The sequence below is a fragment of the Pseudomonas sp. CFII64 genome (assembly GCF_000416235.1).
Lineage (GTDB): Bacteria > Pseudomonadota > Gammaproteobacteria > Pseudomonadales > Pseudomonadaceae > Aquipseudomonas.
Window position 1 is genome coordinate 65,737 of record NZ_ATLO01000049.1, and the last position, 14,797, is coordinate 80,533.

Sequence of the window (14,797 nt, forward strand, 5' to 3'; positions counted from 1 at the left end):
GTCCTACGGATCCTGTGCTTGCTGCTTTGGGTCATTGATTTTGCAGGCAAATAGCCATCTTGAAAGCTTCGCGTTGGCGGCAGGGATGGATCGTGGCACGATGACGCGGTTATCGACCGAGACCTTCTGATCATGCCGCAATCCACAGCCACGAATCTTTCCCTGATCGCCGCCATAGACCTGGGCTCGAACAGCTTTCACATGGTTGTCGCCAAAGCCAATATGGGCGAAATCCGCATTCTGGAACGCTTGGGTGAAAAGGTGCAGCTGGCGGCCGGGATCGATGAAGCGCGGCAGCTTTCCGAAGAGTCCATGCAGCGCGGTCTCGACTGCCTCAAGCGTTTCGCGCAACTGATCAACGGCTTGCCGCCGGGCGCGGTGCGGATCGTTGGCACCAACGCCCTGCGTGAAGCGCGCAACCGAGGCGAATTCATTCGTCGTGCCGAAGAAATCCTCGGTCACCCCGTCGAGGTGATTTCCGGTCGTGAGGAAGCGCGCCTGATCTATCTAGGGGTTTCCCATACTCTGGCCGATACGCCGGGCAAACGCCTGGTTGCCGACATCGGCGGCGGCAGCACTGAATTCATCATCGGCCAGCGCTTCGAACCGCTGCTGCGTGAAAGCCTGCAAATGGGCTGCGTGAGTTTTACCCAGCGCTACTTCAAGGACGGCAAGATCACCCCGGCCCGCTACGCTCAGGCCTACACCGCCGCGCGTCTGGAAATCATGAGCATCGAGCACGCGCTGCATCGGCTGAAGTGGGATGAAGCGATCGGCTCGTCCGGCACCATTCGCGCCATCGGCCTGGCACTCAAGGCCAACGGCCACGGCGCGGGCGAAGTCAATGCCGAAGGTCTGGCGTGGCTCAAGCGCCGGATTTTCAAGCTGGGCGATGTGGACAAAATCGACTTCGAAGGCATCAAGCCTGATCGCCGGGCGATTTTCCCGGCGGGCCTGGCGATTCTCGAAGCGATCTTCGATGCGCTGGAACTCAAGCGCATGGATCATTGCGAAGGCGCGCTGCGTGAAGGCGTGCTCTACGACCTTATGGGTCGCCATCACCACGAAGACGTGCGTGAGCGCACGCTGAGCTCGCTGATGGAGCGCTATCACGTCGATCTGGAACAGGCCGCCCGTGTCGAGCGCAAGGCGCTGCACGCGCTTGAGCAGGTCGCCAAGGCCTGGGATCTGGAAGACGACATCTATAAAGAACTGCTCAGCTGGGCCGCCAAGGTGCATGAAGTCGGGCTGGACATCGCCCACTATCACTATCACAAGCACGGCGCTTACCTGATCGAGCACTCCGACCTGGCCGGTTTCTCACGCGAAGACCAGCAAATGCTCGCGCTGCTGGTGCGCGGTCATCGTCGGAACATTCCCAAGGACAAATTTGCCGATTTCGGCAATGAAGGCGTCAAGCTGATTCGCCTGTGCGTGCTGCTGCGCTTTGCGATTCTGTTCCACCACATTCGCGGCACCCAAGAGATGCCGCAAGTGGTGCTCAATGCCAACGGTCAGAAGCTGGACGTGCTGTTCCCGGATGGCTGGCTGGAAAACAACCAGCTGACCCAGGCCGACTTCGCGCTGGAAGCGGAGTGGCTGACCCGGGTCGGCATCGACTTCAGCGTACGCTGAGGACCGGGTTGCTCAGGCGCTCCAGCAGGGTCGCCTGGGCGCTGCGAGCGTTCTGGTTGCCGGTCGGCGAGCTGCGCACGTAACGCCCGTCAGACTGCAGCAGCCAACTGTGGGTGTTGTCGGTCAGATAAGACTCCAGTTCCTTCTTCACCCGCAGAATCAACTTCTTGCCTTCCACCGGGAAGCAAGTCTCGACGCGCTTGTCGAGGTTGCGCTCCATCCAGTCGGCGCTGGACAGGAACATCTGCTCTTCGCCGCCATTGAGGAAGTAGAACACCCGCGTGTGCTCCAGGAAGCGGCCGATGATCGAGCGCACCTGAATGTTATGCGACACGCCGACAATGCCCGGACGCAGACAGCACATGCCGCGCACCACCAGATCGATACGCACGCCGGACTGGCTGGCCTTGTACAGCGCGCGGATGATCTTCGGATCGGTCAGCGAGTTGAACTTGGCGATGATGTGCGCCGGTTTGCCCTCGACGGCAAACTGGGTTTCCCGGGCAATCATGTCGAGCATGCCCTTCTTCAGCGTGAACGGCGCGTGCAGTAGCTTCTTCATGCGCAAGGTCTTGCCCATGCCGATCAGCTGGCTGAACAACTTGCCGACGTCTTCGCACAAAGCGTCGTCGGAGGTCAGCAGGCTGTAGTCGGTGTACAGACGCGCGTTGCCGGCGTGGTAGTTACCCGTACCCAAATGCGCGTAACGCACAATCTCGCCGGCCTCGCGGCGCAGGATCAACATCATCTTGGCGTGGGTCTTGAAGCCGACCACGCCATAAATCACCACCGCGCCCGCCGCTTGCAGACGGCTGGCCAGTTGCAGGTTGGATTCCTCGTCGAAGCGCGCCCGCAGCTCGATGACCACCGTGACTTCCTTGCCGTTGCGGGCTGAATCCACCAGCGCATCGACAATCTCGGAGTTCGCACCGCTGCGATACAGCGTCTGGCGCACGGCCAGTACATGCGGGTCTTTGGCGGCCTGACGCAGCAGGTCGACCACCGGTGTAAACGACTCGAACGGGTGCAGCAGCAGAATGTCCTGCTTGCTGATCACGTTGAAAATGTTCTCGCTGTTCTGCAGCAACTTGGGGATCGCTGGCGTGAACGGCAGGTATTGCAGCTCGGGATGGCTGTCCAGGCCGGTAATGCTGAACAGACGCGTCAGGTTCACCGGGCCATTGACCTGATACAGCTCCGATTCAGCCAGATTGAACTGCTTGAGCAGGTAATCGGACAGATGTTTCGGGCAGGTATCGGCCACTTCCAGGCGCACGGCATCGCCGTAACGACGGGAGAACAGTTCGCCGCGAAGGGCGCGAGCCAGGTCTTCGACGTCCTCGGAATCCAGCGCCAGATCGGCGTTGCGGGTCAGGCGGAACTGATAGCAGCCCTTGACCTTCATGCCCTGGAACAGATCGTCGGCGTGGGCATGGATCATCGAAGACAGGAACACGAAGTTGTCGCCGCTGCCGCCGACGTCTTCCGGAACCTTGATGACGCGCGGCAACAGGCGCGGCGCCGGAATGATCGCCAGACCCGAATCGCGACCGAAGGCATCGATACCTTCAAGCTCGACGATGAAGTTCAGGCTCTTGTTGACCAGCAACGGAAACGGGTGCGTCGGATCGAGGCCGATAGGCGTGATGATCGGCGCGATTTCATCGCGGAAATAGCGACGCACCCAGGCCTTGATCTTGGCGTTCCAGTGACGACGACGAATGAAGCGGACCTGATGTTTTTCCAGTTCCGGCAACAGAATGTCATTGAGGATCGCGTACTGACGATCTACGTGTCCATGCACCAGCTCGCTGATGCGGGCCAGGGCCTGATGCGGTTGCAGACCGTCAGCCCCAGCCTGTTCGCGAGCAAAGGTGATCTGCTTCTTGAGACCGGCGACACGAATTTCGAAGAACTCATCGAGGTTGCTGGAAAAGATCAGCAGGAATTTCAGCCGCTCCAGCAATGGATAGGATTCATCCAGCGCCTGCTCCAACACGCGAATGTTGAACTGCAACTGCGACAGCTCGCGGTGGATATACAGGCTGCTGTCGTCCAGGTTGGGCACGACAAGGGCCGGTAACACCGGTTGTGGCGTTTCGACCACGACCGGTACGACCTCGATGCTTGGCTCGACCACGGGCAGAGCCTCTGGAACAGTGACATCTACAGTGGCTTCGGTGAGTCCTTCGGTATTCATGTGTGATCCTGTGAAGTTATTGCCCTTTTAACAGTTGAGCAGCACGGACGGCGAAATAGGTGAGGATGCCGTCAGCACCTGCGCGTTTGAAAGCCGTGAGGGATTCCAGAATCACCCCTTCACTGAGCCAGCCATTCTGAATGGCGGCCATGTGCATCGCGTACTCGCCACTGACCTGATACACAAAGGTCGGCACCTTGAACTCATCCTTGACCCGATAAAGGATGTCCAGATAAGGCATGCCCGGCTTGACCATCACCATGTCCGCGCCTTCAGCCAGGTCGGCGGCCACTTCGTGCAGCGCTTCGTTGCTGTTGGCCGGGTCCATTTGATAGGACGACTTGTTGGCCTTGCCCAGATTCAACGACGAACCCACCGCATCGCGGAACGGCCCGTAGTAGGCGCTGGCGTACTTGGCCGAATAGGCCATGATCCGCACATTGACGTGATCCGCCAGCTCCAGTGCTTCACGGATGGCCTGAATTCGACCGTCCATCATGTCCGAAGGTGCGACAACCTGCGCGCCCGCGTCGGCATGAGACAACGCTTGCTTGACCAGCGCATCGACGGTGATGTCGTTCTGCACGTAGCCGTTTTCGTCGAGAATGCCGTCCTGGCCGTGGGTCGTGAACGGATCGAGCGCTACGTCAGTGATGACGCCCAGCTCGGGGAAGCGGTCACGCAAGGCACGCGTGGCGCGCTGGGCGATGCCGTCCGGATTCCAGGCTTCGGCGCCGTCCAGGGATTTCTTTTCCGGCGGCGTGACCGGGAACAGCGCCAGCGCCGGAATCCCCAGCGCGACCCAGTTCTGCGCTTCTTCAAGCAGCAGGTCGATACTCAGGCGCTCGACGCCAGGCATCGAGGCGATGGTTTCACGACGGTTTTCACCATCGAGTACAAAAACGGGGAGGATCAGGTCATCGACGGTCAAAACATTTTCGCGGACCAGCCGACGAGAAAAATCGTCGCGTCGATTGCGGCGCAGGCGAGTGAGAGGAAACAGGCGATTAGCGGGGGTAAAGCTCACGGCGAGACTCCTGAGCCCGCATACACGGGCAAGCGTGACAGTTATAAGCCGCCATTATGACCAATGTGTGACGGTCGTGGGTCAGCATGCGACTTGAGGCCGCAGTCGGGCCTTGAACATTGTCCGTGCAGGAAACTTTAACGTCGAGACACATATCCCTACTTTCCTGAATGTCTTGGGCGAGTTAGGCTGCGCGTTCATTTCGCCAGCATCCAGATAATGCTCCAACATTTCTTGCAGGAATTTGGCTACTTTGCCCTCTTTCTCGGCACCTTCTTTGAAGGCGAGACCATTTTGGTTCTGGCCGGATTCCTTGCGTTCCGCGGATACATGGACATCAACCTGGTCGTGGTCGTTGCGTTCTTCGGGAGCTACGCCGGTGATCAGCTCTGGTATTTCATGGGGCGCAAGCACGGCCGTAAATTGCTGGCGCGCAAGCCCCGATGGCAACTGATGGGCGACAAGGCGCTGGAGCACATTCGCAGGCACCCGGATATCTGGGTCCTGAGCTTTCGCTTCGTCTATGGTTTGCGTACGGTCATGCCGGTGGCGATTGGCCTGTCCGGTTATCCGCCGGGGCGTTATCTGTTGCTCAACGGCATTGGTGCGGCGGTCTGGGCTGCGGCGCTGGGCGCTGCGGCTTACCACTTCGGTGCGGTGCTGGAAGGCTTGCTGGGCAACGTCAAGCGTTATGAGCTCTGGGTGCTGGGCGCGTTGCTGCTGATTGGTGTCGCACTCTGGGTCCGCAGGCGGATCAAGAACGCGCGCATCGCCCGGGAAGAAGCCGCCGCCAAGCTGATCGAACCCCTGGCCACCGACACGCCTGCTGAAGTCACGGTCGAGATCAAGAAAACCGCTGACGAATAAATGTTCTCGTGTGCGCACTGCAATTGCGTAATTGCGCACACGAGCATGAACACCTTTCCTGACTCCCCGCTGCGACCGATTGAATCCCTGCCTGCTCCCCTTGTCACAAGCAACGAACGCTTCGCTATAGTTATGAACCACCTTCAAGGTTCCGAGCAGGCAAGTTCATGAGCCGTTGACCATAGGGAGTGCCTGGCATGCAAAAGAAAGTCGCCGTGATTCTGTCCGGCTGTGGCGTCTATGACGGCGCGGAAATTCATGAAAGCGTCCTCACGCTGCTGCGCCTCGACCAGCGCGGCGCGCTCGTGCAGTGCTTTGCGCCGAATATCGCGCAGCATCACGTCATCAATCACCTGACGGGCGAAGAAATGGCCGAGACCCGCAACGTGCTGGTCGAATCGGCGCGCATTGCCCGTGGCGCCATCGAAGACATCCGCGAAGCAGACGTGACGCAATTCGATGCGCTGATCATTCCCGGCGGTTTCGGCGCGGCCAAAAACCTGTCGAACTTCGCCACGGCAGGCGCTGACTGCAAAGTCCAGGCTGAAGTGCTTGCGCTGGCAGAAGCCTTCGCCGAAGCGGGCAAGCCGGTCGGACTGATCTGCATTTCCCCGGCGCTGGCGGCAAAAATCTACGGCCCGGGCGTGACCTGCACCATCGGCAACGACGCCGAAACGGCTGAAGCCATCACCAGAATGAAGGGCGAGCACCGGGATTGCGAGGTCACTGAAATCGTCGAGGATACTGCGCGCAAACTGGTCAGCACGCCGGCTTATATGGTCGCCAAGTCCATTGGCGAAGCGGCGGCAGGGATCAACAAACTGGTGGATCGGGTGCTGGAGTTGACGCACGAGGAGTGACCACGCGCGCGCGCTCGAACAGAAGATCAGCGCGTCAGCCGAGTCAGAATCCGGTCCAGTGAATTGGCGAACGCCTGTTTTTCCCGGTCGCCATACGGTGGCGGACCACCGCCCATTTGCCCTTGATCACGCAGATCAGTGAACAGGTTGCGCACCGCCAGCCGGTCGCCCATGTTCTGCGTGTCGAATTCCTTGCCGCGCGGATCGAGAGCGGCGACGCCTTTCTTGACCAGCCTGTCGGCCAGCGGCACATCGCTGCAAATCACCAGCTCGCCGGGCACCGCGTGCTCGACCAGATAATCATCCGCCGCATCCGGCCCGCTCGGCACCACGATCAGTTTGACCAGGCTGTAAGTCGGCTTGATCTGACTCTGTCCCGCCACCAGCACCACCTCGAATTGACGCTTCAAGGCGAACTTGATGACTTGATCCTTGGCCGGCTTGGGGCAAGCGTCAGCATCGATCCAGACGCGCATGAGAGTTCCGCCTTGAATAGGAATAAGTTCTGTGGGAGCCAACTTGTTGGCGAAGCGCCGGATGGACCTCGCGAACAAGTTCGCTCCTACACGGGTCAGTGCGCTTTACGCCACCTGCGTCCGGCGCTTCTCCGCCAGCCAGCTGCGGCCATACAGCACCGCAATCGCGATCAGGGCAATCAGTTGGGCGCTCAGCGAGTAAGCGTCGGCATGAATTCCCAGCCAGTCAAACTCGAAGAACGGCACCGGCCGCGTGCCGAAAATGCCGGCTTCTTGCAGCGCTTTGACGCCATGTCCGGCGAACACCACCGAAAGAGCGCAAAGCAGCGCAGCGTTGATGCCAAAGAATAGCGCGAGTGGCAATCTAGCCGAGCCGCGCAGGATGACCCACGCCAGACCGACCAGCAACACCAACGCCGTCGCGCCGCCGGCCAAGACCGCGTTATGCCCCGCAGGACCGGCCTGCAACCACAGGGTTTCGTAAAACAGGATCACTTCGAACAGTTCGCGATAAACCGAAAAGAACGCCAGGATCGCAAAACCGAAGCGTCCGCCGCCGCCCACCAGGCTGCTCTTGATGTAGTCCTGCCAGGCTGCCGCGTGGCGCCGGTCATGCATCCACACGCCGAGCCACAGCACCATGACGCTGGCGAACAGCGCTGTCGCACCTTCAAGCAATTCACGCTGGGCGCCGCTGACGTCAATCACGTACGCCGCCAGCGCCCAGGTTGCCAGGCCGGCGACCAGCGCCAGCGCCCAACCGATATTGACGCTGCGCACCGCCGACTGCTGGCCGGTGTTGCGCAGGAACGCGAGGATCGCCGCCAGCACCAGAATCGCTTCCAGGCCCTCTCGCAGCAGAATCAGCAAGCCGGAGATGTAACTCAGGGACGTGCTCAAGCCGTCGCTGCCCAGCAAACCGGCCGATTCCTTGAGCTTGCCTTTGGCGAACTCCAGCTTCTGCTCGGCTTGCGCCACCGGCAGGCCGTCCTGCAACGACTGACGGTAAGCCATCAGGGCTTTTTCGGTGTCCTTGCGCACGTTGGCGTCGACGTTGTCCAGCGAGCTTTCGACCAGCTCAAAGCCCTCCAGATACGCGGCTACCGACAAATCGTAGGCTTGTTCATGATCGCCTGTGCGATACGCCGCGAGGCTTTTGTCCAGCGTCTGGCTGGTGTAATCGAGCAACTGCGCCGGGCCACGCTGCACCTGCGGCGGCTGCGCACGCTGGGCGCGGAAGGTTGCGGCGGCTGGCACGCCTTCGGCAGCGCTGACTTCAGCAGGCGTCTGGCGCGCCAGATCGGCGAGGTTGTAGGTTTTGCCCGGCGCCGCAACCGGCTGGGCGCTGAAACCGGCGATGTAGGTCGCCACGTCCCAACGCTGGCGGTCGTCGAGTTGATCGGCGAAGGCCGGCATGTCGGTTCCCGAAACGCCAAGGCCCAGCGTGTTGTAGATGTCGTACAGGCTCAGGCGATCAAGACGTGCCGCATCGCGCAGATTGGCGGGCGGCGGTTCCAGGCCGATCCCGGCCGGACCATCTCCGGCGCCCGCATCGCCATGGCAGACCGAACAGTGCTGTGCGTACAGCGGCGCGCCACGGGCCGGGTCCGGGGTGATCACCGGTGCCTGGCTCACTTCATAGGCCACAGCCAGTTTTGCGCCCAATTGCCGCGCCTGACGCGCAACCAATGCGCCGTCCTGCTTCTTCGCTACCGCTTCGGCGAGGCTGGCGACGCCTTTTTCAAGTTCGCCACGCTCGGCCCGTTGCGGCAGCGCCACTACGAGACCCTGCAAAACCCCCAGAAACTCAACTTGCTCGCGATATTCGGACGCATCCACAACCTTGCCGTCGGCCACGGTGGCCGGGTAATCCGCGCCGATGTAATCGAGCAAATGCAACGCCTGCGCTGCGCCATCAGTGGCGTCGGCCAACAGGTTGAAACTGCAGACGGCCAACACAGGCAGCATCAGCCAGGCCAGAAAACGGGAGCGCAAGGGCATCGGTGAATCTCAATAAGAATGCGTGGTATTACATTGTTCACTTACAGGGGCTGCTACTCAAGGCTTTGGCCGAAGTTTGTTACTGAATATTGCGAAATAAGCGGATGGAAGGATGGGGTCGTAGGCATTTGCTTCCTTAACACCGAAACGCGTCCTACAGCATCTGTGGATTTTTCTGACTCCATTTTTTAGCCGGCCTTTGAATAATCGGTGGCGACACTTTCGCGCCTCTTCGTCAGCGCGAGCAGAGACCCGCAGATGAACGATTTGCCATCGCCGTCCCCGAGATCACGCGTCGTATTAGTCAGCGAAAGCCTCAATGGGGATGAAAAAATTCATCACTATCGCTGTGAGTTCGGCCACGAATGGGCGGCCCCGGCCCTGTTCGGCAATCGTGGCAACTGGTGCCGCCTGTGCAGCCATCAGACGCGCTCGCTTTCCCTGGAAGATGCCCGTAAAAATGCGCAGGAACGCGGCGGTAAATGCCTGGCGACCCATTACAGCACCTCACTGGTGAAACTGCCCTGGCAATGCCGCGAAGGCCATACCTGGGAACAAAGCCTGAACCAGGTCCGCGCCGGAGATTGGTGCCGGATTTGCCGCAAGGCCGAGCGAGAGGCGCTGCTTAAATCCATGGAAGACCAGAACCCTGCAATAGATACCGGCGACCAGCCGATAAGCCCTGGCCGCCAACCGACTTCGACAACAAATTTGCGTCGACGGGGTAAACCAGCTGTGAGGGGCGCGGACGCACCCGTCAAAGCTGACTAAGTGCGGGTACTTTGCCTACAACAATGCCGGAAACGTCTGGTTTCACCTGTTTCAGGGGATGGATACCATTCGTTCTCCAGCGGCCATCGCGGGGCCCTACCACCGATCATTTCTCGGGCCAGCAATTGAACTTATTGCGAAATTTGTAACAGTGGTCACACAACATGGATGTCAAATCGCTACTTCAGCGTTTACAATCCTGCGCCCTCTCCTTTCGCCAACAGCTTTTCAGTGCGCGGAAGAAGGCCCATCGAGCAGGACACCTGCTCATTCAAACGGACTTGAATAGCGCGAAGCCTTCGGCCTGCTATCGAATTTCAGGGATTGAACGCTCTATGTCATCTCGTGCCTTGACCGCGCTTACGCTGATTGCTGCTGTCCAGCTGGCGGGCTGTTCCGCCTTTCGCAGCTACGACAACGAACTCAAGGAAACCAACCAGAACCTGGTCAGCGGCAACGTTGATGGGGCGTTGGTCATTCTTGAGAAGAACAACACCAGCGCCGACAAAGACCTGCTCTATTACTTCGAGAAGGGTGAGTTGCTGCGCGCCAAGGGCGATCTCGCGGGCAGCCAGACCGCATGGCGTGCCGCCGATCTGGTGGTCTACAAGTGGGAAGAGTCGGTCAAGCTGGACACCGAGAAGTACCTGGCCCAGTTCGGCAGTTTCCTGGTCAATGACAAGGTCCGTCGTTACGAAGGCTATGACTACGAAAAGGTCATGCTGACCACGCAGATGGCGCTGAACCTGCTGGCCAAAAACGACTTCGAAGGCGCGCGGACCGAGATCAAGAAGACTCACGAGCGCGAAGCCGTGATCGCCGACCTGCGCGACAAGGAATACCTCAAGAGCGAGCAGGAAGCCGAAAGCAAAGGCGTGAAGACCGAATTCACCGACCTGAAGGGCTATCCGGTTGCGTCTCTGGATGCACCGGAAGTCGTTGGCTTGAAAAACAGCTACCAGAGTGCGTTCAGCCATTACCTGTCGGGCTTCGTGTATGAAGCGCTGGGTGAAAAAGGCCTGGCCGCGCCGGGTTATCGCAAAGCCGCCGAGCTGCGCCCGAATACGCCGCTGCTCAAGGAAGCCCTGCTCAAACTCGACGATGCGCAAAGCAAGGACGGCTACAGCGAAGTGCTGATCGTCGTGCAAAGCGGCTTTGCCCCGGCGCGCGACTCAGTGCGTATCCCGCTGCCGTTGCCGATCAGTGGCAATCTGGTGATCACGCCGCTGTCGTTCCCGGTCATCAAGCCTGACACCTCGACCGCTGTGTTCTCGCAGATCGGTCTCGACGGCCAGCAGATCAACCTGACCAAACTCAACAGCACCACCGACATGTCGCGCCGCGCCCTGCGTGACGACATGCCGGGCATTATCTTGCGCACCACGGTCCGCGCGATCACTCGCGGCGTGGCGCAGAAGCAACTCAACGACGTGAATCCGCTGGCCGGTCTGGCCGTGGGCATTGCCTCGGCCATCACTGAAGGCGCCGATACCCGCACCTGGCGCACCCTGCCGGATAACACGCTGGTCGCGCGCCTGCGTCTGCCGCAGGGCGTGCATCAAGTGGTATTGCCTTCGTCCACGGGCGGCACGCATGTGCAGGTCAAGGTCGATCAGCGGTTTCAGGTGATTGCCCTGCGCGCCATTGGCAATCAGGTTTTCGCTGACGGGCTGGCCGCCAATGTCACGCCGTCGTCCCTGCCACAAGCCGTGGCCACTACCAAACAACCCTGATCGGAGACACTCCATGCGTATCAAGATTTTCGGCGTGCTGGCGCTGGCCCTGCTCGCCGGATGCGCGACCCCGCCGCCACCCGCTCCCGGCAGCGCCGCAAGCAAAGTGGTCGCCATGGGTGACATGAAGAACATCGAAGTGGGCGCCATGCGCGTGGCGCGGGAAAACGGTTTTCTGACTGTCAACGTGCAGCTCAATAACACCAGCAGCCGCAACAAGCAGATGTACTACCGCTTCGCCTGGCTGGGCAACGACGGTTTCCCGGTTGCTGACGCCGAGGGCTGGAAAAGCCTGACGTTGTACGGCTCGCAGACCAGTTTCCTGCCTGCCATTGCGCCGGTGCCGAAGGCGACTGATTTTCGCCTCGAAGTGAAAACGCCTTGATCCACCCCCTATTTTGCTCAGTTGAAGAGAACTCTCGCATGCTGTCGATTCGTCTTTGCTCCATCGCTGCCGTCGCCCTGCTGGCCACCGGTTGCGCCAACAACTCCCCGTCACTGGGCAGCAAGAACATCAACTACGGCGATACCAAGGCTGTGGAAACCGTGACCAACGAATTCGGCTCGACCGATTTGCAGATGATCGCCGAGTCCATGACCCGTTCCCTGGCGCAGTCCGGCATCCTCCAAGGCCGTCCGGTGGTTCAGGTCTACGACGTGAAGAACAAGACCAGCGAGTACATCGATACCCGCGAGATCACCACGTCGATCAAGACCCAGCTGATGAAAACCGGCACCGCCCGTTTCGCCAGTGACAACACCCAGATGCAGAGCCAGGTCGATCAGCTCAAGCTGCAAAACCAGAGCGGCCTGTACAAGCAATCGACGGTCAACAAGACCGGCAACATGATCGCCGCCAAGTACCGTCTGGAAGGCTCGATCAGCTCCATCGTCAAGCGCAGCAGCGACTACAAGGACGTGTTCTACAAATTCAGCCTGCAATTGATCGACGTTGAAAGCGGTCTGGCCGAGTGGATGGACGAGAAAGAAATCCGCAAAACCACGGAGCGCTAAGCAATGCGTGCATGGATAGGCATCGTCGGCCTGATGTGCGCTTTTGGCGCACAAGCCGCGCCAAAAATCGCAGTCACGGACATGGCATTCCAGGAGCGTGTGGAGCACTACATCCACACGGTTTCGGCGCAGAGCAACGTGCGCATCAATGCCTATAGCGCCAGCGGCTCGGCCAGCTATAACGAATACGAAGAGCGCTACAGCTATATCGAGCAGGGCGAGCTGCGCAAATTCAGCGGCGACATCAAGGGCGAGATTCTCAAGTCCGGCATGTTCCAGCTGGTGCAGGGCACGCCGTACACGGCCAAGTCCAAGGAAGACGTCTATGACGTCATCAAGCGCATCAAGAACGGTAATTTCAAGGGCGCGGACTACGTGCTGTTCGGCACGGTGTCGGATATCGACTTCCGCCAGGACATCAACGAGCTGGCCAACACGGACAGCCATTCTGCGGTGCTGGGTCTGACGCTGGTCAGCGACTTCAGCCTGATCAACACCCGCACCTTTGAAATCACCTCGGCCTTCACGGCCATGGGCGAAGGTCAGGACACCAAGCTGGTGAACGGTCGGGATATCAAGGTCACGCCCAATCGCGGTCGGGTCGTGCGGGATGTGTCCAAGTCGATTGGCATGGACGTCGCCCGCCAGCTGCGTGAGCAACTGCGTGGCGAAGTGGAGTACACCGATCAGCCGATGCCGCAAAACAATCTGCCGCGCGATGAAGCGCCGCGGATCTTGCGCTGATTCAGGCTATCGATTGGCGAGCAATGCGCCCATACAAATGGGCGCATTTGATCGTTACTTGATCAAACGCCAGGTGAACGGATAGCGATAGGCCAGACCATCGTTGGCTTTCAAGCCGCCAATAATGGTCAGGACCAGCGCGCCGACACCGACGAGAATCAACAGCGGGAAGCCGATGACCACCACCATGAGCAGCATGCAGATCATGGCGGCAATGGAAACGGTGATCTGAAAGTTCAGCGCTTCCTTGCCCTGGGCATCAATGAATGGATCGGCTTCTTTCTTGATCTGCCAGATAATCAGCGGCCCCAAGAGGTTGCCGAACGGGAAGATCAAGCCGAAGAACGAGGCAAAGTGACAGAACATCGCCCACTGGCGAATCTCTGGGCTGGGTTTCGGAAGCGGTAGCTGGCTGTCACTCATGTGCGATCCCTCGGGTTTGTCGATCAGTCGGCCAATGCAGCGGTTTGCAGCGCGAACAATTCAGTCATGCCTTTCTGGGCCAGCGCCAGCATCGCGTTCAGCTCTTCCGGCTGGAACGGCGCGCCTTCAGCGGTGCCCTGGACTTCAATGAAGCCGCCTGCGCTGGTCATGACCACGTTGAGGTCAGTCTCGGCTGCGGAATCTTCAAGATAGTCCAGATCGAGCACAGGCTCGCCCTGATACATGCCCACCGAAACGGCGGCGATCATTTGCTTGAGCGGGTCGCCGCCTTTGAGGCCGCCGCGTTTCTTGATCACTTTCAAGGCATCGGCCAGGGCAACCATGGCGCCGGTGATGGACGCTGTGCGCGTGCCGCCGTCTGCCTGGATCACATCGCAATCGACGTAGAGAGTCACGTCGCCCAGCTTGGACATGTCCAGCGCCGCGCGCAGCGAACGACCGATCAGACGCTGGATTTCCAGAGTGCGACCGCCTTGCTTGCCGCGACTGGCTTCACGCTGGTTACGCTCGCCGGTAGCGCGCGGCAGCATGCCGTATTCAGCGGTCAACCAACCCTGGCCCTGACCTTTGAGGAAGCGCGGTACGCCGCTCTCGACGCTGACGGTGCAAATCACTTTGGTGTCACCAAACTCGACCAGTACAGAGCCCTCGGCGTGTTTGGTGTAGTTGCGGGTGATGCGGATCGAGCGGAGCTGATCGGCGGCGCGACCACTTGGACGTTTCATTGGGAATACCTGTACTAAGACGGAAAACTGCCGAGCATTATAGAGGCGACAGTCGAGACTGGGCACATCTAAAACTCAGGTGCGGCCGATCCAGCGTGCTGGCGGGCTCTGGAGCGGGTGTTTGCAGGCGCTGACGGAGCGGCGCGCGACACCATGCATCGCTTGTCGCATTCGCGGATTGGGAGCATCCGTCGCACTGCGCTACAATCCTGCGCCTTTACAGCCTCTCGACTTTTCGTGACATCTTTTGGTCACTGGCCGAAACAGTGCGCTGTTCACCGGATTTATAGAGGTGTTTGC

The 14,797-nt window shown here is 59.8% G+C and carries 14 protein-coding genes; 8 read left to right on the forward strand and 6 right to left on the reverse strand.

What is annotated here, in order from left to right; genetic code table 11:
• Positions 1-132: 132 nt before the first annotated feature.
• On the forward strand, positions 133-1,635 hold the full coding sequence (ppx, locus tag CFII64_RS23265; protein ID WP_020293306.1) for an exopolyphosphatase: 1,503 nt from the start codon (positions 133-135) through the stop codon (positions 1,633-1,635).
• Here the strand turns inward: ppx and ppk1 are convergent.
• A complete protein-coding gene (gene ppk1 / locus CFII64_RS23270; RefSeq protein ID WP_020293307.1) occupies positions 1,622-3,835 on the reverse strand; it encodes a polyphosphate kinase 1 in 2,214 nt (737 codons plus the stop codon). The two genes, ppx and ppk1, sit on opposite strands and share 14 nt — an antisense overlap.
• Positions 3,836-3,851: 16 nt before the next feature.
• Complete coding sequence (hemB, locus tag CFII64_RS23275; protein WP_020293308.1) at positions 3,852-4,862, reverse strand: porphobilinogen synthase; 1,011 nt, start codon at positions 4,860-4,862, stop codon at positions 3,852-3,854.
• Positions 4,863-5,078: 216 nt separating this feature from the next.
• Here hemB and CFII64_RS23280 point away from each other — a divergent pair, with 216 nt between their 5' ends.
• A complete protein-coding gene (locus tag CFII64_RS23280) occupies positions 5,079-5,729 on the forward strand; it encodes a DedA family protein (RefSeq protein ID WP_229635644.1) in 651 nt (216 codons plus the stop codon).
• A gap of 197 nt (positions 5,730-5,926) precedes the next feature.
• Positions 5,927-6,589 carry an isoprenoid biosynthesis glyoxalase ElbB gene (elbB, locus tag CFII64_RS23285; protein ID WP_020293310.1) on the forward strand — a complete coding sequence of 221 codons (663 nt, stop codon included), beginning with the start codon at positions 5,927-5,929 and terminating at the stop codon, positions 6,587-6,589.
• Between the two features lie 26 nt (positions 6,590-6,615).
• Here elbB and CFII64_RS23290 read toward each other — a convergent pair whose 3' ends face one another.
• On the reverse strand, positions 6,616-7,065 hold the full coding sequence (locus tag CFII64_RS23290) for a YaiI/YqxD family protein (RefSeq protein WP_020293311.1): 450 nt from the start codon (positions 7,063-7,065) through the stop codon (positions 6,616-6,618).
• A 105-nt stretch (positions 7,066-7,170) separates the two neighbouring features.
• The gene (locus CFII64_RS23295; RefSeq protein WP_020293312.1) at positions 7,171-9,066 is read right to left on the reverse strand and encodes a cytochrome c/FTR1 family iron permease; all 1,896 of its coding nucleotides are present in this window, start codon (positions 9,064-9,066) and stop codon (positions 7,171-7,173) included.
• A 258-nt stretch (positions 9,067-9,324) separates the two neighbouring features.
• Between CFII64_RS23295 and CFII64_RS29880 the strand changes: the two genes are divergently transcribed.
• The 5 genes from CFII64_RS29880 to CFII64_RS23320 all read left to right on the forward strand — a co-directional run bounded on the left by CFII64_RS29880 (position 9,325) and on the right by CFII64_RS23320 (position 13,328).
• The gene (locus CFII64_RS29880; protein ID WP_156883255.1) at positions 9,325-9,837 is read left to right on the forward strand and encodes a hypothetical protein; all 513 of its coding nucleotides are present in this window, start codon (positions 9,325-9,327) and stop codon (positions 9,835-9,837) included.
• A gap of 335 nt (positions 9,838-10,172) precedes the next feature.
• The gene (locus tag CFII64_RS23305; protein ID WP_020293314.1) at positions 10,173-11,570 is read left to right on the forward strand and encodes a COG3014 family protein; all 1,398 of its coding nucleotides are present in this window, start codon (positions 10,173-10,175) and stop codon (positions 11,568-11,570) included.
• Positions 11,571-11,583: 13 nt separating this feature from the next.
• A complete protein-coding gene (locus tag CFII64_RS23310) occupies positions 11,584-11,955 on the forward strand; it encodes a YcfL family protein (RefSeq protein WP_020293315.1) in 372 nt (123 codons plus the stop codon).
• Positions 11,956-11,993: 38 nt separating this feature from the next.
• On the forward strand, positions 11,994-12,584 hold the full coding sequence (gene lpoB, locus CFII64_RS23315) for a penicillin-binding protein activator LpoB (protein ID WP_020293316.1): 591 nt from the start codon (positions 11,994-11,996) through the stop codon (positions 12,582-12,584).
• 3 nt (positions 12,585-12,587) lie between these two features.
• On the forward strand, positions 12,588-13,328 hold the full coding sequence (locus CFII64_RS23320; protein WP_020293317.1) for a hypothetical protein: 741 nt from the start codon (positions 12,588-12,590) through the stop codon (positions 13,326-13,328).
• A 54-nt stretch (positions 13,329-13,382) separates the two neighbouring features.
• Here CFII64_RS23320 and CFII64_RS23325 read toward each other — a convergent pair whose 3' ends face one another.
• Positions 13,383-13,751 (reverse strand): DUF4870 domain-containing protein, encoded by a 369-nt coding sequence (locus tag CFII64_RS23325; RefSeq protein ID WP_020293318.1) that lies wholly within the window; start codon positions 13,749-13,751, stop codon positions 13,383-13,385.
• Positions 13,752-13,774: 23 nt separating this feature from the next.
• Positions 13,775-14,497 carry a ribonuclease PH gene (gene rph / locus CFII64_RS23330; protein ID WP_020293319.1) on the reverse strand — a complete coding sequence of 241 codons (723 nt, stop codon included), beginning with the start codon at positions 14,495-14,497 and terminating at the stop codon, positions 13,775-13,777.
• Positions 14,498-14,797 lie beyond the last annotated feature (300 nt).